Annotated in this window: 19 protein-coding genes; 10 read left to right on the forward strand and 9 right to left on the reverse strand. The window is 74.4% G+C overall.

Annotated elements, in window-relative coordinates:
* Positions 1-44: 44 nt before the first annotated feature.
* Positions 45-383, reverse strand: a complete 339-nt coding sequence (locus AB5J51_RS34675; RefSeq protein WP_053790075.1) for a co-chaperone YbbN — start codon at positions 381-383, stop codon at positions 45-47.
* Between the two features lie 172 nt (positions 384-555).
* Here AB5J51_RS34675 and AB5J51_RS34680 point away from each other — a divergent pair, with 172 nt between their 5' ends.
* A complete protein-coding gene (locus AB5J51_RS34680) occupies positions 556-825 on the forward strand; it encodes a hypothetical protein (RefSeq protein ID WP_136222007.1) in 270 nt (89 codons plus the stop codon).
* 29 nt (positions 826-854) lie between these two features.
* Here AB5J51_RS34680 and AB5J51_RS34685 read toward each other — a convergent pair whose 3' ends face one another.
* The gene (locus AB5J51_RS34685; protein WP_053790074.1) at positions 855-1,229 is read right to left on the reverse strand and encodes a hypothetical protein; all 375 of its coding nucleotides are present in this window, start codon (positions 1,227-1,229) and stop codon (positions 855-857) included.
* A 174-nt stretch (positions 1,230-1,403) separates the two neighbouring features.
* On the opposite strand from AB5J51_RS34685, the gene AB5J51_RS34690 reads away from it, so the two are divergent.
* Together AB5J51_RS34690 and AB5J51_RS34695 are read left to right on the forward strand one after the other, a co-directional pair.
* Positions 1,404-1,763 (forward strand): YciI family protein, encoded by a 360-nt coding sequence (locus tag AB5J51_RS34690; RefSeq protein ID WP_053790073.1) that lies wholly within the window; start codon positions 1,404-1,406, stop codon positions 1,761-1,763.
* A 79-nt stretch (positions 1,764-1,842) separates the two neighbouring features.
* Positions 1,843-3,063, forward strand: coding sequence for an RNA polymerase sigma factor (locus AB5J51_RS34695; protein WP_369779461.1), 1,221 nt, complete (start codon positions 1,843-1,845; stop codon positions 3,061-3,063).
* 19 nt (positions 3,064-3,082) lie between these two features.
* On the opposite strand, the gene AB5J51_RS34700 is transcribed toward AB5J51_RS34695, so the two are convergent.
* From AB5J51_RS34700 to AB5J51_RS34715, 4 genes are all read right to left on the reverse strand, one after another.
* Positions 3,083-4,594: a condensation domain-containing protein gene (locus AB5J51_RS34700; RefSeq protein WP_369779462.1), complete on the reverse strand. Its 1,512-nt coding sequence runs from the start codon at positions 4,592-4,594 to the stop codon at positions 3,083-3,085.
* 153 nt (positions 4,595-4,747) lie between these two features.
* The gene (locus tag AB5J51_RS34705; protein WP_369779463.1) at positions 4,748-5,713 is read right to left on the reverse strand and encodes an ABC transporter ATP-binding protein; all 966 of its coding nucleotides are present in this window, start codon (positions 5,711-5,713) and stop codon (positions 4,748-4,750) included.
* Complete coding sequence (locus AB5J51_RS34710; protein ID WP_369779464.1) at positions 5,710-8,517, reverse strand: hypothetical protein; 2,808 nt, start codon at positions 8,515-8,517, stop codon at positions 5,710-5,712. The genes AB5J51_RS34705 and AB5J51_RS34710 overlap by 4 nt, the downstream gene beginning before the upstream one ends.
* On the reverse strand, positions 8,514-11,789 hold the full coding sequence (locus AB5J51_RS34715; RefSeq protein ID WP_369779465.1) for an FtsX-like permease family protein: 3,276 nt from the start codon (positions 11,787-11,789) through the stop codon (positions 8,514-8,516). The genes AB5J51_RS34710 and AB5J51_RS34715 overlap by 4 nt, the downstream gene beginning before the upstream one ends.
* Positions 11,790-11,969: 180 nt before the next feature.
* On the opposite strand from AB5J51_RS34715, the gene AB5J51_RS34720 reads away from it, so the two are divergent.
* On the forward strand, positions 11,970-12,680 hold the full coding sequence (locus AB5J51_RS34720; RefSeq protein ID WP_136221994.1) for an ABC transporter ATP-binding protein: 711 nt from the start codon (positions 11,970-11,972) through the stop codon (positions 12,678-12,680).
* A 72-nt stretch (positions 12,681-12,752) separates the two neighbouring features.
* On the opposite strand, the gene AB5J51_RS34725 is transcribed toward AB5J51_RS34720, so the two are convergent.
* Positions 12,753-13,640 carry a LysR family transcriptional regulator gene (locus AB5J51_RS34725; RefSeq protein ID WP_053790066.1) on the reverse strand — a complete coding sequence of 296 codons (888 nt, stop codon included), beginning with the start codon at positions 13,638-13,640 and terminating at the stop codon, positions 12,753-12,755.
* Between the two features lie 71 nt (positions 13,641-13,711).
* On the opposite strand from AB5J51_RS34725, the gene AB5J51_RS34730 reads away from it, so the two are divergent.
* Positions 13,712-14,569 (forward strand): NAD-dependent epimerase/dehydratase family protein, encoded by an 858-nt coding sequence (locus AB5J51_RS34730; protein WP_369779466.1) that lies wholly within the window; start codon positions 13,712-13,714, stop codon positions 14,567-14,569.
* A gap of 4 nt (positions 14,570-14,573) precedes the next feature.
* Here the strand turns inward: AB5J51_RS34730 and AB5J51_RS34735 are convergent, their stop codons facing one another.
* Positions 14,574-15,320: a GntR family transcriptional regulator gene (locus AB5J51_RS34735; protein WP_053790064.1), complete on the reverse strand. Its 747-nt coding sequence runs from the start codon at positions 15,318-15,320 to the stop codon at positions 14,574-14,576.
* Positions 15,321-15,563: 243 nt separating this feature from the next.
* Here AB5J51_RS34735 and AB5J51_RS34740 point away from each other — a divergent pair, with 243 nt between their 5' ends.
* From AB5J51_RS34740 to AB5J51_RS34760, 5 genes are read left to right on the forward strand one after another with little or no spacing between them, the layout of a single operon-like run.
* The gene (locus AB5J51_RS34740; protein ID WP_053790063.1) at positions 15,564-16,724 is read left to right on the forward strand and encodes an ABC transporter substrate-binding protein; all 1,161 of its coding nucleotides are present in this window, start codon (positions 15,564-15,566) and stop codon (positions 16,722-16,724) included.
* Entirely contained in the window at positions 16,724-17,632 is a 909-nt protein-coding gene (locus AB5J51_RS34745) for an ABC transporter permease subunit (protein WP_136221992.1), read from the forward strand. Before AB5J51_RS34740 ends, AB5J51_RS34745 begins: the two co-directional genes overlap by 1 nt.
* Positions 17,620-18,561, forward strand: a complete 942-nt coding sequence (locus AB5J51_RS34750; RefSeq protein WP_078987903.1) for an ABC transporter permease — start codon at positions 17,620-17,622, stop codon at positions 18,559-18,561. The genes AB5J51_RS34745 and AB5J51_RS34750 overlap by 13 nt, the downstream gene beginning before the upstream one ends.
* Positions 18,562-18,566: 5 nt before the next feature.
* Entirely contained in the window at positions 18,567-19,667 is a 1,101-nt protein-coding gene (locus tag AB5J51_RS34755) for an ABC transporter ATP-binding protein (protein ID WP_369779468.1), read from the forward strand.
* A complete protein-coding gene (locus AB5J51_RS34760) occupies positions 19,664-20,386 on the forward strand; it encodes an HAD family phosphatase (protein WP_243879121.1) in 723 nt (240 codons plus the stop codon). The genes AB5J51_RS34755 and AB5J51_RS34760 overlap by 4 nt, the downstream gene beginning before the upstream one ends.
* Here AB5J51_RS34760 and AB5J51_RS34765 read toward each other — a convergent pair.
* Entirely contained in the window at positions 20,335-20,823 is a 489-nt protein-coding gene (locus tag AB5J51_RS34765) for a hypothetical protein (protein WP_369779469.1), read from the reverse strand. The two genes, AB5J51_RS34760 and AB5J51_RS34765, sit on opposite strands and share 52 nt — an antisense overlap.
* Between the last annotated feature and the right edge of the window lie 4 nt (positions 20,824-20,827).

The raw sequence follows: 20,827 nt of genomic DNA on the forward strand, positions 1-20,827 counted from the left end.
GACAGCCCTCTTCGGCCCGCCCGGCCGGGTGACCGCCGAGCCGCTCAGAGGTGGGCGTCCAGGAACTCCCGGAGCTCCGCGCGGCTCATCGCCCCGGCCCGGCTCGCCACGGCCTCGCCGTCCTTGACGAGGACGACGGTGGGCGCGCCGGTCACGCCGAACCGCCTGGTCGGCTCGGGGCAGCGGGTCATGTCGGTGCGGACCGCCGTCAGCCGCGTGCCGTACTCCTCGGCCGCCTCGGTCACGAGCGCGTCCATCGCCCGGCAGGCCTCCAGGGCCTTGGGCCAGGTCCCGATGAAGTAGGCGAGAACGGGCCCCCCGGTCATGCCGAGGATGAAGTCGAACTCCTGGTTCTCCAGCGGCTGGTGTACCCGACGTGCCATGGGTGGTGCTCCTGCTTCGTGTGCCGAGTGCTGTATGGGCGGGCCCCCATCATCGCTGCCGGGCCCGCGTGGCCGAATTCCAGCCGGGATGGTTGTTCCGGCCAAGGGGCCAGGGGATGTCGCTTCCGCCGCCCCGGGCCCGTTGTCAGTGGTGCCTGTGAAGCTGGGCGGTATGGACGACAGGATGCTCCGGCGCCGGGTCTACGGCGCCGACCACGACGACCCCGACCCCGGCCCGCGCCCGGGCCATGTCTACGGCGAACTCGTGGGCGGCCCCCTGGACGGGCTCCTCCTGGACATCACCGGCTGGAGCCCGCTCCAACTCGCCGAGGAGGCCCGGCTCCCCACCGAGATAGGTCGCTACGGAGCCGGCGGCCGCGCCCACTACCGCCGCCGCGCGGCCGACCCGGACCACTGGGACTGGTCGGGCGACAGCCGGTGACCCCGGCCCGCGATCCCGGTGGCGGGGCGTCAGCCGGCCGCGCCCCGGCTGACGTTCCGGGCCCACAGGACCAGCGGGAGCTGCAGCGGCAGCCGGGCGATCGTCACGGCCTGCACGGCGGGGGAGCGGCGGCGGGCGTCGACGGCCATCTTCACGTTCGCGGGGAACACCCCGACGAAGAACGCCGCCGCGGCCAGCGCCGCGACCCGGCGGGTGCGCGGATGGGCGACACCGGCGGCGAGCGCCAGCTCGGCCGCGCCGCTCGCGTACGTCCACTGCCGGGCCGTGCCGGGCAGGGCGCTCGGGACGATCGCGTCGAACTGCTTCGGCACGATCGCGTGCGCGACGCCCGCGGTCGCCAGCAGGCCGGCGAGCAGGACGGGGGAAGAAGGGGTGCGCGGCATCGGAAGGTCCTCTCGCAGGGGCCGGAGCCCGCGATCCTACTCGCGGGTAGCGCTTTTCGGGCCGGAAGATTCTCTTTGAAGAATTCTCCGTGGAGCTGTCGATCCGGGCGTCTCCCGTTCGACGAAGCAGTGAGAGGCGGGGGAAGGCCCCGCCCGCCCGACCGAGGAGTCACCGTGCCGCGCTTCCTTTCCATGATCCGTATCGACGAGCAGGCCCTTCCCGCCGACACCGAGTTCCCGCCGGAGTTCGGGCAGCGGATGGGCGCACTGATGGAGGAGATCACCAAGGCCGGGGTGATGCTGGACACCGCGGGGCTGCTCCCGACCTCCGAGGGGACCCGGGTGACCTGGTCCGGCGGCAAGCTGAGCTACACCGACGGCCCCTTCACCGAGACCAAGGAGGTCGTCGGCGGCTACGCCATCCTCCAGGCCAAGGACAAGGCCGAGGCGCTGGAGTGGACCAAGCGGTTCCTCGAGATCCACCCCGAGGAGTGGACGGTCGGCGCCGAGCTGCGCCAGATCGACGAGGGCTGACCGCGCCCGGCCGCGCCGCGCGCCGCGCCGCGTTTGCCCTGCCCCGTCACGGCTGCTCTGATGGGTGGCCGTGACGGCAGTGAGTGCGACCCAGGCGGTCGAAGCGGTGTTCCGGATCGAGTCGGCGCGGATCATCGCCGGCGTCGCGCGCATCGTGCGCGACCTCGGCATCGCCGAGGAGATCGCCCAGGACGCGCTGGTCGCCGCCCTGGAACAGTGGCCGGAGTCGGGTGTCCCGGACAGGCCGGGCGCCTGGCTCATGGCCACCGCCAAACACCGCGCGATCGACCTCGTCCGCCGCAAGGAGACCTACGCGCGCAAGCTCGCCGAGGTCGGCCGGACCCTGGAGGACGTGCCGCCGCCCGCCGAGCCGGCGGCCCCGGACGAGATCGACGACGACCTGCTGCGGCTGATCTTCACCGCCTGCCATCCCGTCCTGGCCACCGAGGCCCGGATCGCGCTCACCCTGCGCCTGATGGGCGGACTGACGACCCAGGAGATCGCCCGAGCCTTCCTCGCCTCGGAGCCGGCCGTGGCCCAGCGCATCGTCCGGGCGAAGCGGGCGCTCGCCAAGGCGGACGTGCCCTTCGAGGTCCCGTACGGAGCCGACCGCGAGGAGCGGCTCGCCCCGGTCCTGGAGGTCATCTACCTGATCTTCAACGAGGGCTACTCGGCGACCGCCGGCGACGACCTCGTCCGCCCCGCCCTGTGCGAGGACGCCCTCCGGCTGGCCCGGGTACTGGCCGGCCTGATGCCCGAGGAGCCCGAGGTGCACGGGCTGGCGGCCCTGCTGGAGTTCCAGGCCTCCCGGATCTCCGCCCGCACCGGCCCCGACGGCGAGCCCGTGCTGCTCGCCGACCAGAACCGGGCCAAGTGGAACCGGATGCTGATCCGCCGCGGCGCCCTGGCGATGCAGCACGCGGGGAGCGGCCCGTACTCCCTCCAGGCCGCGATCGCCGGCTGCCACGCGGAGGCCGTCCGCTACGAGGACACGGACTGGGCGACGATCGCCACCCTCTACGGGCGGCTCGTCGAGCTGGTCCCGTCGCCGGTCGTGGAACTCAACCGGGCGGTCGCCGTCTCGATGGCCGAGGGCCCGGAAGCCGCGCTCCCGCTGGTCGACGCCCTGGCCGGGGAACCGGCCCTGCGCACCTACCACCTGCTGCCGAGCGTACGGGGCGACCTGCTGGAGCGGCTGGGCCGCCGGGAGGAGGCCCGGGCGGAGTTCGAACGCGCCGCCTCGCTCACGCGCAACGCACGGGAACAGGCGCTGCTGCTGGGGCGTGCCGCCCGCGTGTGAACACGGGCGGCCGGCTTCCTCAGGGGTGGCGGGCGTACGGGGCGGCCTCGACCGGGGTGCCGACGGTGCGGCGCGGCGAGGTCAGCGCGACCGGGCGGCGGAACGCGCCGTGCCGGGCGATCTCCCGGACCGTCCCGCGCAGCGACTCCTGGAAGTCGTCCATGGTGCGGCGCGCCGCGGCGGTGTCCACGTAGAGCGAGTTCATGTGCAGCCCGTCCGCGTCCCGCTGGAACCAGGAGCAGGCGCCGTTGGCGCGCGCCGACCACACGTGCGAGGTCGGCCGCCAGTCCTCGTGCCGGTCGGCGCCGGGACACTTGCGGACGTCGATGTAGGAGAAGAAGTTCACCGGGTACGGCCAGGAGCGGGCCGCGAACTCGGTGGGCGCCAGCAGCTGCCAGGCCCGGACGAACGGCACGTCGATGTGCTCCATCATCGCGCCGAACCCGGCCCGGACCGCCGCGATGACCTGGGCGAAGTCCCGGCCGGGCGACGCGTCGAACTCGATGGGCAGGGTGTTGACGAACCAGCCCACGGAGTTCGACCAGCCGCCCCGGCCGCGCTCGCTGAGCGGCATGAAGCCCCGGTACACGCCCGGGCCGCCGGCCTCGCGCAGACAGACCGCGACCGCGGCCAGGACCCCCATGAACGGCTTGCCGTCGACCGCCCGGCAGGCCTTCTCGAACACCTCGGCCTCGGCGGCGTCCAGCAGCGTCGAGGCCTCGTTGACGATCGGGTACATCCGGTCCGGCTCCACCCCGAGCTCGAGCGGGAACCGGGGGAAGAACTCGCCGCCGCTGCGGGCCATGAACGACTTCCAGTAGCCGAGGCGTTCGTCGTCGGCGTCGATGGAGAGGTAGCGGCGGCGCTGCTCCTCGGCGAAGTCGAGGTAGCTCGGTGCGGGCGGCAGATCGATGTCCTCGCCGCGCAGCAGCGCCTCGTACGCGTTCTGCACCTCGTGGACGACGATCGGCATCGACAGGCCGTCGCAGACGATGTGGTCGAAGGCCAGGTAGACGGTCGCGGAGTCCTCGCGCAGGACGGCGCCCATCGTGAAAAGCGGCCAGGAGAGGGTGTCGATGCTGCGCGTGAACCGCTCGAAGAGGAAGCCGCGCAGCTCGTCGGCAGAGTCGAAGGCGGCCACGGGGGCGGCGTCGAGGGCGAGTTCGCCGGCGTCGATCGGCTCGCACGCCAACTCGCCCGCGAGGCGCCGGAACTCGCAGCGCAGCACTTCGTGCCGGCGTACGAAGGCCAGCAGGGCCCGGGTCAACGCGTGCTCGTCGAGGGCCCCCGCGACCTCGAAGGTGACGGCGACCCAGGACGCGACGGGGTCGTCGGCTCCGCGGCTCTCCTCGGCGACGGTGAAGTGCTTGTCCTGGTTGAACGAAGCCCTCCTGCCGGCCGCATCGCCCGGCGCATCGCCCGCTGCATCGCCCGCGCCGCCGTCCGCCGCCGCCCCGGCCGTGGACCGCAACCGCCACTCGACGACCCGTCCGGGTTCCATGTGGTGCATCTCCAGAGGAAACTGCCGCATTCCGTCATCCCTTCGCCCCCAGAGTCAACCCCGAGGCCCTAACGACACCCGCCCCACGGAAGTGACGCCCACCAGGCCGTTCCCCATGGGCCCGCGCATGCCGTACGGGCCAGTCGGCCGGGCCGGGTCCTCGTCAAGGCGACCGACCCCGCCTCATGCCGGGTCCTGCGCGGAGTCGGGGCGGATCTCTATGTGGTCCGGGGCCAGGTCGACCGCCACGCGGTGTTCCATGCCCAGGGCCTCCAGGAACTTGTGCGGGAGCTGCACGCGGCCGGTCCGGTCCAGCATCACGTACTCGCGCTCGCTCACCGACTCCGTGCCGTGCTCGTCGGTGACCGTGCGGCGCAGCACCTCGCTGCTGGTGCGGCCGTCGCGGATGGCCACCGTACGGCGGACCTCGCCCGCGACGAGCGGGTCGTGCGTCACGATGACGACCGTGGCGCCGAGCTCCCGGTTCACCGTGCGGAACGCGTCGAAGATCGCGGCGCCGGTCTCGGAGTCGAGCTCGCCGGTGGGCTCGTCCGCGAGGAGGACCGGCGGGTTGTTGGCCATGGCCACGGCGACGGCCACGCGCTGCTGCTCGCCGCCGGACAGCTGCGCGGGGCGGCGGTCGGCGAGGTGGCCGATCCCGAGGGCTTCGAGGAGGTCCGCGACCCGGGCGGCATGGCGTTTCGCCGCACCACGACCCGTACCGCCCGTCAACTGGAGCGGCACGGCAATGTTCTGAGCTGCCGTCAGAAAGGGCAGGAGGTTGCGGGCCGTCTGCTGCCAGACGAAGCCGACGGCCTCACGCCGGTAGCGCAGGGTGTCCTTCGCGGACATCTCCAGCAGGTTGTAGCCGCCGACGGTCGCGGTGCCCGCGGTGGGCACGTCCAGCCCCGCCAGGATGTTGAGCAGGGTGGACTTGCCGCTGCCGGAGGCGCCGACGAGCGCCACCAGATCCCCCTGGGCGACGGTCAGTTCCAGCCCCTGCAGGGCCTGCACCTCGATGCCGTCGCTGCTGAAGATCCGGACCAGCCGGTCGCAGGCGATCGCCGTGTCCGCCCCGATGCTCCGGGGCTCGGCGGCGGCCAGGGCCTGCCGGCGCAGCTCTTCGTAGGTCGGCTGGTCGCTGTTCAACGCTGGTCTCCCGCTCTCAACTCGGTGGTGATCTGGCGACGCCCGGTCACGGCCGCCTCGGCGAGCACGGCCGCCGCGACCAGGCCCGCCAGGATCAGGGCCTGCGTCAGCACGGGCCACAAGGCCGGCCGTACGCCGGTGTGCGCACGCGTGCCGACCAGCGCGGACAAGTCCACCGCCGGCCCCAGCAGGGCCACGGCGGCCGCGGCGACCAACGCGCCGCCCAGTGCGGCGGCCAGGGCCTGCGGCAGCGCCTCCGTCAGGATCAGCGCCACGCCCTGCCGGGGACGCAGGCCCATGGTTCGCAGCCGCGCGAGCAGCGCCGCCCGTTCGGGCGCGGCCCGGACCATGGTGAGCAGGACGGCGAGCAGCGCGAGGCCTCCCGCACCGGCCACCGACGCCCAGAACAGCCGGGCCGCCGAGCGCCCCAGCGGGTCGCGCGCCAGCCGGGCGTACTCGTCGGCGCTGGTGTGCACGGCCCAGCCCTCGAAGGTCGGGCTCCGGGGCACCGCGCGGACCAGCTCGTCCAGCGCGGCCTTGTCCGGGGAGCCGAGGGCGAACCACCGGGTCGGATGCGTCGTCTGGGCGACCGCCGCCGTGGCCGGGCCGGCCGGGAGGACGAGGAAGGAGCCTGCGACGCCCGGCAGGGCGGGCGTGCCCTCCACCACTCCCGCCCCCTTCACCGGCAACGCCCCGGTGTTGTCGAGGCGCAGCTCGTGCGGGCCGGGGCCGGCCAGCCGGGCGAAGTCGCGGCTGAACAGGGCGGGTACGGGCGCTCCGGCGCCGCCGCCCGCCAGCCGGGCCGGGTCGAACTCGCCCCACCCCACGGCCCTGGCCAGCTGCGCGTACGTCACCGGGTCGGCGACGACCACCCGCACCTTGGTGGAACCCTGCTCGGTGCCGAAGACGAACGCGTCGTCGTCCGTCCACACGGGTACGGACAGCCGTACCCCGGGCAGGGCGGCGGCGGCCTCGAGGAAGGACTGCGGAAGGATCTCCCCGTAGGGCGCGGTGACCTGCGCGTCGCCGCCCACGTTCACCCGCGCCACCTCGTTCCTGGCACTGTCCACGGTGGCGAGGGCGGCGGCCCCGAAGCCTCCCGTGGTGATCGCGAGCAGCAGGGCGACCACCGGCAGTACGGAGGGGCGGCGCCGGCCGCCGGTGCCGCGTGCGGCCCGGGCCAGCCCGAGGAAGCCGATCAGCCCGGACCGCCGCCCGGCGAGCCAGGCCAGCGCTCCGACGAGGGCGGGTACGAGCCGTGCCAGGACCAGGCCGCCGCACAGGGCCAGCAACAGCGGGGCGGTGACGAGCAGCGGGTCCACGCCCTCGCCGGCCGGGGCGATCCCGCGCAGCCGGACCTCGAACACGGCGGCGCCGGTCGCGACGAGGACGAGCAGCTCGCCGGCCAGCCGGCGCCGGGGGCGCGGACCGCGCCGTGCGGACAGCACCACGGCGGCCCGTACGGGGAAGGCGAGCAGCGCGAACAGCGCGGCGGCCGACGCGGCGAGCAGGGAGGCCGTCCACCGCGGGGTCGGCAGCAGCAGTACGGCCAACGAGGTCGCCAGCGCGGCGGCCGGCAGGACGGTGACCGCGCCCTCGCCGAGCAGGCGGAGCAGGATGCCGCGGCGGGACCCGCCGCGGGCGTGCAGCAGCCGCAGTTCGGCCGCGCGCCGGTCGCCGGTGAGCGCGCCGGCCAGGCAGAACACCACGAGGGCCACCCCGGCCACCCCCGCCGGGCCGATCGCGGCGAGCGGTGCGGCGGCCGCCTCGCGGGCCCGGGCCTGGGCGAACAGCGCCGGCAGCCTGGAAGCGATCCGCAGCCTGGGCCGTTCCGTGGCCCGTGCCAGGTCGGTGGCGGTCTGCCCGGCCATGTACGCCGTGATCCGGCGTCCGGTGGCGGGCAGTTGGTCGGCGCGGAGCACGTCCGTGTCCACCGGGAGCCGCCAGAACTCCTCGGCCTGCCCGCCCCACGCGCCGAGCCGGGCGAGTGAGTCCGGCCCGACGAGGGCGGCGGCCTCCCAGTACATCTCCGGCAGCGGCTTGCGGGTGTACCGCTGACAGGCATGGGTGGGGCAGGGCAGGTCGGTCCAGAAGACGTCCGCCTCGTCGTGCGCGGCGAAGAGGCCGACGACCTCGGCGCTCATGGCGCCGGATGTGCCCGAGGAGCCCTGCAGCACCGTGCCGACCTTGGCACCGAGGGTCTGTGCGGCCTGTTGCGGCAGCGCGACGGGGACCGGACCGCCGGGCGTCCCGCCGCCCGGCCAGCGCCCCTCCACCAGGCGTACGTGCTCCTCGGCCCCGTGCACGTGCATCAGGTGGAGGGTCGGCGAGACCTTCTCGGGGCGGGCCAGTTCGGGGTTGTCGAGGGAGCGCGGCTTGACCCCCCGGGCGCCGTACACCGGCCCGCTCGGCGCAATGCGGTATCCGGGGCCGGTCCGGGCGAGCAGGGCGGCCAGTGCCGTGTCCAAGCCCTCGGGGCTCTGCGGCCCGTCCTGCGCGGGGGAGGTGACCAGCACGCTGGTAGCGCTCGCGCCGCGGTCGTGCAGGAAGGAGCGCAGCCCCTGATCGGCGCCGCGGTCCATGGCGCGCGGCAGCGCGGCCGACAGCAGCACGGCGACGAAGGCCAGCGCGGCGGCGAGCACGGAGGTCAGCGGCGCCGCACTCAGCCGGGTACGCACCCAGGGCGCCGGGCGGATCCCGGACGGAGGCGGCGTACCGGCCCGGGCGCCGGACGCGGCGCCGGGCGCGGACTCGGGCGGGGACTCGGGCGCGGTGCCGGCGTCCGGCGTGGCCGGGCTGGTCATATCTCCTCCACGTACCGCAGCCCTGCGGCCACATTTCGCTCACGTCGGCCGCCGGCCAGGGCCGACAGCAACGGCAGCACGGCGATCGCGACGGCCAGCAGCAGCGTCCGGCCGTCGGGCAGGTCCACCACCACGGGCGGCAGCGGGCGGCGGCCGGCCGGTGTCAGCACCATCAGCGGCACGACCAGGTGCACGATCGCGGCGCCCAGCCCCACCCCCACGGCACTGCCGAGGCCGACCAGGACCAGACCCTCGGCGGCAGCCGTGCGGGCCAGGCTCCGCCGGGGCGCACCGAGCGCCGACAGCACGGTGAACTCCCGGGTCCGCTCCCGCGCGGCCGCCGCGGACGAGGCCGCGAAGCCGATCGCGGCCAGGACCGCAGACACGAGGGCGAGGGCGGCCAGCGCACTCTGCGGGCCCGCGCTCAGCGGATCGTCCAGCAGTCCGGCGGCCACCTCCTCGCGCAGCTGCACCTTCTGCAGGCCGGCGCCCGAGCGCAGTTCGGCGGCCGCCCGTGCGGGGCGAGGATCGTCGGCGGAGGCCGCGGGGAGCCACCATTCGGTGGGCGGTGGGAGCGCGCGCCCGTTGTCGGCCGCGAACTTGCGCCCCAGGGCCGCCAGGTCGACGGCCAGCGCGGTGTCTCCTGCCACGGGCAGCGAGCTCACGGCCGCGGTCACCCGGACCTGCAGGGCCGAGTCGCCGAACCGGACGGGGATCGTATCGCCCACCTTCGCTCCCACGGCGGCGAGGTAGCCGGGCGTGGCGATGCCCGGGAGCTCGCCGGCGGCCGGGGGCGTGCCGGCGGGGGTCAGCAGGACGCTGGCGCCGCCCAGGGCGCCGGTCCCCCCGCGGTAGCTCATCCGCAGCAGCTCCGAGCCGTCGGCGGCGGCCGGAACCTGCACGGCGGCTCCGTCCTTGACGCCCGGCGCCGACAGTGTCCAGCCGGCCGGCGCGGACGGGGGGAGGGGCACGGCTGCGCCGCCCGCCGTATCGGAGACGCCGATCCGGCGGACGGCCAGCTCTCCGGCGGACGGCCGGAACCCCCCGGGTTGCGGCATCGGGTCGGAGTATCCGACCGTCATGCCGACGAGGCTCAGCGGTGCGGCGGCCGACCCGAGGGGGGCATCGGTCAGGGCGCCCAGATGCGCGGAGAGCGTCGCCTCGCCGTCGGAGGGGACCGTCATCACCGCCGTCCGGAAGGTGAGGCCGAACCGGTCGCGCAGCAGCAGCGAGATGCCGGGGTTGCCGCCCTGCTGCCCGCGCAGGCTCACGTCGACGTCGATCCGCACGGGTGCGCCGGGCAGCGCGATCCCGCCGGGAGCGGGGGCGCCCGCGTCGGCGGCGAGCGGGGTGAACAGTTCGGCCATCGGGCGCCCGTCCCGCAGATCGGCCCGCAGCGGTACCCGTTCCGCCACGGCTTCGGCGTCCAGCGCGAGCAACTCCCCGGGGCTTCCGCCCGCCAGCTCCTGCCGCTCGCGGATCACCGGGATCACCCGGTCGCCGCCGGGCAGCGCCGAGTACCGGCCGCCCTGGCCCATCGCGGACAGATCGGCGCCGGAGATCCGCAGCCCGCCCGCGGTGGCGAACTCGGCCTGGTCGCGCTGGGAGGCGGACCACGCGCTGTGCTGGCCGAGGGCCAGCACCCCGCTGGAGACGGCGAGGACGAGGAGCAGCACCGGCCCGGTGGCGCGACCGGGACGCCGGGCGAGCTGCCAGCCGACCAGCGCCGGACCGAGGCCGCGCCCGCGCGCCGCGAGCCGCCCGCCCAGCCGGGCCGCGGCGAACGGCAGCAGCCGCAGCACGAGCAGGGTGCCGGCGCACAGCGCGAGGCTCGGTGCGGCGACCAGCACCGGGTCGATGCCCAGCGCACCGGACGCGCCGGAGCCCCCGGCGCCGCCCGTCCCGTGCCCGGCGTCGTTGTACCGGGACAGCTGCCGGTACGCGAGGACGGCCAGCGCCACCAGCGCCAGGTCCGCCCCGGAACGGGTGGCGCGCGCGGTGAGCAGCTGCCGGCCGCGCGTGCGGCGCAGGGCCGCGGCCGCCGCGCCGCGCAGTACGGCGGGCAGCGCGGTCAGCAGGACACAGGCGAGGGCGCAGCCCGCCGCGACCGGCCACAGCAGCCAGGTCCCGGAGCTGTCCAGCGGCACCCGGGACAGCGGGCCGAAACCGGCGAGCAGCCGCAGCAGCGGAGGGGTGAGCAGGGGTGCGAGGACGGCGGCCGGCAGCGCGAGGAGCAGGCCTTCCGCCGCGGTGAGGGCTCCGAGGCGGCGCCGGGAGGCCCCGCGTGCGGCGAGCAGCAGGCGCTCGGTCTCCTGCCGGCCCGTCAGGAGGTGGGAGACGAGCAGCAGCGCGGCCGCGGCCAGGACGGTGAGCTGCAGTGCGCCGACCAGCAGCGTGGACCGGGCGACGAGCAGCCCGGACTCCAGTTCGCCGAGCAGTTCCGGCAGTTCGGTCCTGACGTGGAGCCCCGAGGCGCCGGTGAGGGCCTCCGTCGCACCGGCGGCCCGGGCCCGGAGGGCTCTGCTCTCGGCGACGCGGACGGTGGAGAAGTCGGGGGTGAGGAGGGAGCCACGGCTGTTCTGGACCAGTCCGCCGGCACCGAAGACGGTGTCGTCGACGAGCAGCGGTCCGTACGTGGTGAAGCTGCCGACCTGGAACTCCCGGCCGCCGAGCGGGTCGAGCCGCCAGTACGCGGCGTCGGGGTCGACCGCGCGGTACACGCCCGTGATCACCACGGTGAGCGGGGCGCCGCCGTACCGGTCGTCGAGGCGTACCTCGGCGGGGAGCGCGCCCGGTGCCAGCCCGAGCCGGGCCAGGGCCGCCTGCGGGACGGCCGCCTGCACCCGCCCGCCCGGCGCGGCGGCCGGCTCGGGCCACTGCCCGGAGACCAGGCGTACGCGGTCCCGGGCGAGGGCCGCGAGCAGCGTCAGATCGGCGTCCCTGCCGGGGGCGCGGGGGCCGGGCAGCCCGTACGAGCGGCTGCGCGCCACGCTCTCGACGGTGACCGGCAGCCGGCCGAACACCTCGTCGGAGAAGGCACGTACGGCCTCGTCGTCCTTGCTGCGCGCGGCCGCCGGATGTTCGCCGGTGACCAGGACGGTGGTCCGGGTCTGGCCCGGTGCCTGGAGCGCCCGGCGCAGTCCGGCCTCGCCCACGCTGCGGTTGAACGCGAGCAGTGCGGTCAGCACGGTGGTGGTGATCAGTACGGTCAGCAGTACGGCGGCGGCGAGCGGCAGTCGCCCCCGTAGCCGGCGCACGACGAAGCCGAGCATGTGCCGTTTTCCTCCCCCATCCGGACCGTTGGTACCGGATAGCGGACGATGCTGTCAGATTCGAATGCTGAGCGGAAGGGACCGGAAGGCACTTGCGCGAACGATGTGACGGATGAGCAAATTCGAAAGGGCGGGATGTCAGACGGTGTCCGCCGGGCCGATTCCAGGGGGATCCACACCATGACGCAGCATCAGACCGGCACGGCAGCCCCCATGGTGGTGGTGCAGGACCTCCACCGGAGCTTCGGCAGCGGACCCCGGGCCGTCCACGCGCTGCGCGGGGTGTCGTTCGAGATTCGCCACGGCGAACTCACCGCGCTCAAGGGCCGGTCCGGTTCCGGCAAGACCACGGTGCTCAATCTGGTCGGCGGCCTCGACACCCCGACCGGCGGCACGGTCACGCTCGACGGCACCGATCTCGCCGGGCTGGACGAGGCGGCCCTGCTCGCCCTGCGCCGCGACCGGATCGGCTTCGTCTTCCAGTCCTTCGGGCTGATCCCCGTACTGACCGCCCTCGAGAACGTCGGCATCCCGATGCGGATGCGCAAGGTGCCGGCGCAGCAGCGCGAGGAGCGCGCCCGTACCCTGCTGGCCCTGGTGGGCCTGGCCGACCACATGGACCAGCGCCCCGGCGAGCTCTCCGGCGGCCAGCAGCAGCGGGTCGCCGTCGCCCGCGCCCTGGCCAACGAGCCCGCGCTGATCATCGCGGACGAGCCGACCGGACAGCTCGACTCCGAGACCGGCCGCTCGATCATGCAACTGCTGCGCGCGGTGGTGCGCAGCGAGGGCGTCACCGTCCTGGTCGCCACCCACGACCAGAACCTGATCGAACTCGCCGACCGCGTGGTGGAGTTGCGCGACGGCCGGATCGTCGAGGGCCCGGGCGCCTGAGCCCGGTCAGCCGGTCGAGCAGCTCGGCCGGCAGCGCCGGATCGGCCGCGAGACCGGACAGGAGGTGCCCGCTCACCGCTCCACCGCCGTTTCGGCCAGCGCCGCCGTCAGCGCCTCCGCGTACGGGTGCGGGCGCCGCCGGCGCGGGGTGACCACCCCGATGTGGCGGGCGGGGCGCGGCGGTTCGACCCGTACGACCGCGAGCGGGGCCGCGGGGGCCAGCGACACGTGCGGGATCAGCGCGACGCCGACGCCTGCGGCGACCAGGGTCTGCGCGAAGAAGTAGTCGGTGGTGGAGGCCGCCACCCGGAGGTCGAAGCCGGCGAGCCCCGCGTACCGGTGCAGGAAGGCCTCCGTCTTGAGGCAGCCGAGCACCCACCGGTCGGCGGCCAGTTCGGCGAGGCCGAGCGAGGCGCGGCCGGCGTGCCGGTGTTCGCGCGGCAGCACCAGCCACAGCGGATCGTCCATCAGCGGCGTCCAGTCGAGCCCTTCCCGCAGGGGCAGCGGACCGTCGAAGTGATAGGTGAGGGCCAGGTCGGCGCCGCCGCTGCGCACCATCGGCACCGCGGTCTCCGGTTCGGCCTCCCGTACGGTCAGCTCGACCTCGGGGTGCGCGGCCACGAACCGGGCCAGCGCCGCCGGCAGCAGGTGCCGGCCGCCGCTGGTGAACGTGGCGACCGTCAGCCGGGGCCGCTGCGCCGTGAGCCGGTCGATCTCGTGGCGGACCTGGTCGAGCTCCGCGGCGATGGTCTCCGCCGCCTCCACCAGCAGCCGCCCGGGCTCGGTCAGGGTGACCCCGCGGGTGCTGCGCACCGCCACCGGGTGGCCCAGGCTCCGCTCCAGCGAGGCGATGTGCTGCGAGACGGCCGACGGGGTCAGCCGCAACGCCCCGGCCGCCTTGTTGAAGCTGCCGTGCTCGGCGACGGCGCGCAGGATCCGCAGCCGCTGCACATCGATCATCAGTTTTCCTTCATACCCGTTCAGCAGGTGATCGGTTCTGCTGGGGACGATACAGCGGCACAGTCGAAGCCATGCAGAAGATTCTCGTGATCGGCGGAAGCCGGTACTTCGGAAAGCACCTGGTCACCCTCCTGCGCGAGGCGGGCGACGAGGTCACCGTCCTCAACCGCGGCTCCGCCGCCCCGCCGCCCGGTGTGGGCCGTCTCGTCGCCGACCGTGACGACGCGGCGCAGCTGATCGCCGCCCTGGGCGGGCGCACCTTCGACACCGTCGTCGACCAGGTCTGCTACACGCCGCTGCAGGCCGCCGTCGCCCGCCGGGTCTTCGCCGGCCGGACCGCGCGGTACGTGATGACCTCCACGATGGAGGTGTACGACCCCGCGCCGCCCACCCCCGGAGCCCGCGCCTACGCCGAGGGCAAGCGGCAGGCCGAGGCCGTCTTCCGCGGTGCGGGGGAAGACGGCAGCCCCTTCGGCTTCGCCGCCGTACGGACCGCGCACGTCCTCGGCGGTGGCCGGGAGGAGTTCACCGGGCGCCTCGCGCACTATGTCGGGCGGATCGCCGCCGGAACCCCGGTGGACGTCCACGCAGCCCCGTACCCCACCTCGTTCATCCATCACCGGGAGATCGCGCGCTTCCTCCAGTGGGCTGCTGGGCAGTCCTTCACCGGTGCGGTCGACGCCGCCTCCCACGGGGCGCTCGACGTCCTAGGGCTGTGCGAGCTGGTCGCGGACCGGGTCGGCCGGCCCGCGCGCCACCGGATCGTCGAACAGGGCGCCCCCGCCTCGCCGTTCTCCTTCGACCGCGCCTACGCCCTGGACAACGGCCGGGCCGCCGGCCTGGGTTTCGGCTTCGGCCGGGTCGCGGACTGGCTGCCCGGGGCGATCGCCGAGGAGCTCGCCGAGGAGCCCGCCCGGGCGGCCCGTTGATCCCTCACCCGTCGCCCGTACGGCGCTCCAGCGGGGTGGCTACCGCCGAGTTGCTCACACTGAACGTGACGCTTCCCGCGCGGTAGCGGTCGTCCGTCCACTCGATCGGGCGACCGGTGGCGGTGGCGGAAACGTGTCGCTGGCGCAACAGCGGGCTCCCGCGCCGGATCTCCAGCAGCCGGGCGTCCTCGCTGCCGGCCGGAAGCGCGTCGATGAGGTGCTCGCCGTAATGGGCGACGATCCCGGAGTCGTTCGCGAGGCCGTCCATCACCGAGCGGACGTCCTGCGCCATCGCCTCGACCGCGGCCGCGACCCAGTCGGCGTACGCGGTCCGCTCGACCATGGTGGGCTCGCCGTCGAGGAGCCGCAGCCGCACCACGTACAGGATCTCGGTGCGCGGCGCGAGCGCGAGCCGCTCCGCCTCCTCGGCGGTGGCCGGCCGGCGGGTCCGGGAGAGGAAGCGGCTGGTGACCTCCTGGCCGAGACCTTCGGCCCACTGGGCGAAGCTGTTCAGTTCGCCGAAGCTGTGCCGGCGCTCGTGGCGCAGGACGATCCTGCGGGCGCCCTGGCGGGAACCGATCAGCCCTTCCGCGGCGAGCGTGGCCACCGCCTGCCGGACGGTTCCGCGCGAGGCGGACCAGCGTGCGGCCAGATCGCTCTCCGAGGGCAGCTGGGCGCCCACCGCGTACTCGCCGGACAGGATCGCCGTGCGCAGTGCCTCGGCGATCTCCAGATACCGGACCGTGCCCATTGCGTGCCGCCCCCTTGCTGTCGAATCTGCCGACGACGGTATCCCGAAGTGCCCGCCGGACTAGGCCTCGAAGATCATTACACCCCTCCTGTCACGGCTTCTTTCGGTCATTCTCGTCTCTTCGTCGAGCCGTGCCCCGCGGTCCAGCCTCCGTTCACCGCCCGTACAGCGAGGCCGGGCGAACTGGAGCCAACTTGTTCAGACAAGTAGACCCCCGTCAGGAACCCGTCTCCGGGAGAGACCGTGCTCAGTTCCTCCGCCCGCCGTGGTGCAGCCGTACTGCTCAGCGCCGCCGTCCTCACCACGCTCAGTGCGTGTGGCGCCGCTCCGGACCAGGCCGCCGGTGCTGCCGACGGCAAGTCCAAGGTCCACCCGGGCGCCGCCGCCTCGCTCGCCGACCTCGGCGGCATGGACGCCCTCGTCGCGGCCGCCCAGAAGGAAGGCCAGCTCAACGTCATCGCGCTGCCGCCGGACTGGGCGAACTACGGCGAGATCATCAAGGCGTTCGAGGCCAAGTACAAGATCAAGGTCAACAGCGAGAACCCGGACGCCTCCAGCTCCGACGAGATCGCCGCCGTGAAGTCCCGCAAGGGCCAGAAGCGCGCCCCCGACGTCATGGACCTCGGCATCGCCTTCGCGCGCAGCGGAGCCGGCGAGAACCTGTTCGCCCCCTACAAGGTCACCGCCTGGGACAAGATCCCGGCCGGCCAGAAGGACGCCGACGGCCGCTGGTACAACGACTACGGCGGCTACGTCTCCATCGGCTGCGACGCGGCCAAGATCCCGAACTGCCCGACGACCTTCGCGGACCTGCTGAAGCCCGAGTACAAGGGCAAGGTCGCCCTCAACGGCAACCCGACCAAGTCCGGTTCGGCCTTCGGCGGCGTCTACGCGGCCGCCCTCGCCAACAAGGGCTCCTTCGCCGACATCCAGCCCGGCATCGACTTCTTCGGCCAGCTGCGCAAGAGCGGGAACTTCATCCCGGTCGAGTCCACCCCGGCCACCGTCGAGAAGGGCGAGACGCCCATCTCCATCGACTGGGACTACCTGAACGCCGGCTACGCCGAGCAGTTCAAGGGCAAGGGCGTCGACTGGAAGGTCGCCGTCCCCACCGACGGCGTCTACGCCCAGTACTACTCGCAGGCCATCAACAAGGAGGCCCCCAACCCGGCGGCCGCCCGCCTGTGGATGGAGTTCCTGTACAGCGCCGAGGGCCAGAACCTGTGGCTGAAGGGCCACGCCCGCCCGGTCCTGCTCCCGGTCATGACCCAGGACGGCACCGTCGACAAGGACGCCGCCGCCAAGCTCCCGCAGATCCAGGGCACCCCGGCCTTCCCCGCCTCCGCGGAGCTGGACAAGGCCAAGGCCACCCTCGCCGAGAAGTGGGACAAGGCCCTCTCCTGATGTCCCCCTCCACCCCCGCCTCCCACCCGGAGGGCACCGCCGGCGGCAGCACCAGCCGCCGCCGGCGGCGCGGCCCGCGCACCTGGCTCGCCGCCCTCCCACTCCTCGTCTTCACCGGGCTCTGCTTCGGCGTCCCGCTCGGCGCCATCGCCTTCGGCGCGGTCACCCGGACCGACGCGCCGAGCGGCGCCACCCGGCTGACCGGCGAGCACCTCGCGCGCTCGCTGCAGGGCCCCTACCTCGGCTCGCTCATCGGCAGCGTGCAGCTCTCCGCCCTCACCGCCCTGATCGGCGGCGTGCTCGGGATCCTGATCGCCCAGGCCGTGGTCACCTCCCGGTCCCAGGCCCTGCGCAGTGCCACGCTGACCGCCTCCGGCGTCCTCGCCAACTTCGGCGGCGTCCCGCTCGCGTTCGCGTTCATCGCCACCGTCGGCATCTCCGGAGTGGTCACCCAGCTCGCCGACCTCACGAGCCTCGGCTGGAGCCTGTACTCCTTCACCGGCCTGACCGTGGTCTACCTGTACTTCCTGATCCCGCTGATGGTGCTCGTGATCGCCCCGGCGCTGGACGGACTGCGCCCGCAGTGGCGCGAAGCGGCCCAGAACAACGGGGCCACCGCATGGCAGTTCTGGCGCCACGTCGGACTGCCGGTCCTGGCGCCCTCGCTGCTCGGCGGGTTCGTGCTGCTCTTCGGCACCGCGTTCGCCGCGCACGCCACGGCCGCGGCCCTCGTCGGCGGCTCCGTACCGCTGGTCACGCTGAAGATCGCCGACGCACTGTCCGGCAACGTACTGACCGGACAGGAGAACGTGGCGCTCGCCCTCGGCCTCGACATGATCCTGATCGCCGGCCTCGTCATGGCGGTCTACCTGCCCCTCCAGCGACGGAGCGCCCGATGGCTGCGATGACCCCGACGCCCGCACCGACCGCCCCGCACACCGGCGCGGCGCCCGCCGGCTCCGCCACCCAGGCCCCGGCCTCCCGGCGGCGCCGCCCCCGTCCCCGGGTCTGGCGCGGAGCCGTACTCCTGCTGGCGGGCGCGTACTTCCTCGTACCGCTCATCGCCTCCTTCGTCTTCACCGTGCACGTGCCCGGCCAGGGCGTCAGCTTCGAGGCGTACACCCAGCTGCTCTCCGCCGACGGGTTCACCGAGAGCATGCTGCTCTCCCTCGGCCTGGCCGCCGCCACCATCGCCCTGTCGCTGCTGCTCGCCGTGCCCGCGCTGGTCGCCGTACGGCTCGGCTCGCCACGGCTGCGCCCGGTCGTGGAGGTGATGTGCATGCTGCCGCTGGTGGTCCCGCCGATCGCGCTGGTCACCGGTATCACCACCGTGCTGCGCTGGGGCCCCGAGCACCTGTCGCGGACGCCCTTCTACCAGACCTTCCTCGCCGTGCAGAACGAGCAGTTCCCGGTCGTCCTGGTCCTCGCGTACACCGTGCTGGCGCTGCCCTTCGTCTACCGCTCGCTCGACGCGGGACTGCGCGCCATCGACGTGCCGACCCTGGTCGAGGCCGCCCGCAGCTGCGGCGCGGGCTGGCCGTACGTGGTCCTGCGCGTGCTGCTGCCCAACCTGCGGTCCTCGCTCGCCGGAGCCGCCTTCCTCACGCTGGCCCTGGTCCTCGGCGAGTTCACCATCGCCTCGCTGCTGGGCTTCAGGCCCTTCGCCGTGTGGATCGTCACGATCTCCGGAGCCCACGCCCGGATGTCGGTCGCCGTCTCCATCCTCAGCCTGCTCATCACCTGGCTGCTGCTGCTCGTCCTCTCGCGGGCCGGGACCAACCCCGCCACGGTGTCCTCCGCCCCGAGTACGTCCGCCACCTCCCGCAAGGAGTCCTGACCTCCATGTCCACCACCCTTCCCGCGGCCAGGAAGCCCGAGCCGTCCGCGGGCTCCGCGCCGGGCGCGCGCGTCGAATTCCGCGGCCTGCGGCGGGCGTTCGGCTCCACCGTCGCCCTCGACGGGCTCGACCTGACCATCGAGCCGGGCGAACTCGTCGCCCTGCTGGGCCCGTCGGGCTGCGGAAAAACCACCGCCCTGCGCGTGGTCGCGGGCTTCGAGCAGCCCGACTCCGGTGACGTCCTGGTCGACGGCGAGGACATCACCCGCGTGCCGGCCAACCGGCGCGACGCCGGGATGGTCTTCCAGTCGTACAGCCTCTTCCCGAACCTCAGCGCCCGCGACAACGTGGCCTTCGGCCTTCGCGTACGCAAGGTGGGCGCGGCCCAGCGCCGCGAGCGGGCCGCCGAACTCCTCGACCTGGTCGGCCTGCCGGACCACGGCGACCGCTACCCGCACCAGATGTCGGGCGGACAGCAGCAGCGCGTGGCCCTCGCCCGCGCCCTGGCGCTGCGCCCGCGCGTCCTGCTCCTCGACGAGCCGCTCTCCGCGCTCGACGCCAAGGTCCGGGCCAACCTGCGCGACGAGATCCGCCGCCTCCAGCTCTCCCTCGGCATCACCACCGTGTTCGTCACGCACGACCAGGAGGAGGCGCTGTCGATGGCCGACCGGGTCGCCGTCCTGAACGCCGGCCGTCTCGAGCAGTGCGCGGCCCCGGCCGAGCTGTACGAGCGCCCCGCGACGCCGTTCGTCGCCGAGTTCGTCGGCACCATGAACCGGCTGCCCGGGCGGCTCACCGACTCCGGTCTGGTGGAGGTGGCCGGCTCCCGGCTGCCCGTCGACGGCCCGGTCCCGACGGGGACGCGGGAGGTGGAGGTGCTGGTCCGGCCCGAGAACGTCACCGCGACCGCCGACCCCGAGGGCACGGCCACCGTCGTCTCCGCGTCCTTCTTCGGCGCGGTGACCCGGCTCCACCTCGAACTGCCCGGCGGCACCTCCGTCAAGGCGGACCTGCCCTCGCGGGACGCGGTCGAGCTGGCGCCGGGGGCGCGGGCATCCGTCGGCCTGGCCGAGCGGCCGGTGCTCGTCGTGGCCCGGTCCGCGTGAGCGGCCTCGCCGCGGTCCTCTTCGACATGGACGGCACCCTGGTGGACACCGAGGTGCTGTGGTGGCGGACCACCGAGCGGATCGCCGAGGGCCTCGGCCACGAACTCACCGGCGCGGACGCGCCCGAGGTCGTCGGCCGGGCCGTCGAGGACACCGCCGCCCACCTCGTACGGGTCTCCGGAGGGGGAGATCCGTCCGAGGTGGCGCAGGCCCTGACCGCGGACTTCTTCCGCCGGGTGGAGGCCGGGGCACCGATGCGGCCCGGCGCCCAGCGGCTGCTGACCGCGCTCGAGGCCGAGGGCGTGCCCTTCGCCCTGGTCAGCGCCTCGCCGCGGCTGGTCGTCGACTCGGTCGTCGGCGGTTCGCTGGCCCATGTCCCGTTCGCTTTCACCCTGTCCGCCGACGACACGGACCGGACGAAGCCGCACCCGGACCCGTACCGGGCGGCCGCCGGGCGTTTCGGCGCCGCGGTACGCGACTGCGTGGCCGTGGAGGACTCGCCCGACGGCGCGGCCTCCGCGGAGGCCGCCGGGTGCGGGGTGCTGGTGGTCCCGTCGCTGCTGGAGGTGCCGGCTTCACCCGTACGGACCTTCGCGCGATCCTTGGAGGACGTCACTCCGGAGGTGCTGCGGGGCTGCCTCGGCGGGGGTGTTCCGCGGCAGGACCGTCAGGAGCTTCCCGAGCCCAGGCCGAGCAGCTCCACGACGCCGTCCACGTAGGCGGCCGACACGGAGCCCGGAACCGCGGCCGCCGCGCGGCGCAGCGAGGGCAGAGCGGCGCGGACATGCGCCGCGCACTGCCCGTACAGCCCGGCCTCGTGCGAGGAACCGTCGTCCTCGGTGCCGAGCAGGGACAGCAGCGTCCACAGCAGCGCCTCGCGCGTGGCCAGCCGCGGCGGGCCCGCCGACCAGACGGCCATCAGCACCCCGCACACCGCCGGCGCGGGCGGGTGCAGCTGTCCGGACAGGAAGGCGTGGCCCTCCAACGCGCGGAAGGCGGCCGGGTGTCCCTCGGCAGCCGCCCACAAGGTGTCCACGAGATGCCCCGCGCTGCGGCCACAGCCGCACGCGACGGCCTCCCAGTCGTGCCGGGCGATCTCCGCCCCCACCGCGTCGGGCACCAAGGGGCTGCTGCGCGGCTTGTCCGTCCCTCTCATGCGA

The sequence above is a fragment of the Streptomyces sp. R33 genome (genome assembly GCF_041200175.1).
Classification (GTDB): Bacteria; Actinomycetota; Actinomycetes; order Streptomycetales; family Streptomycetaceae; genus Streptomyces; species Streptomyces katrae_B.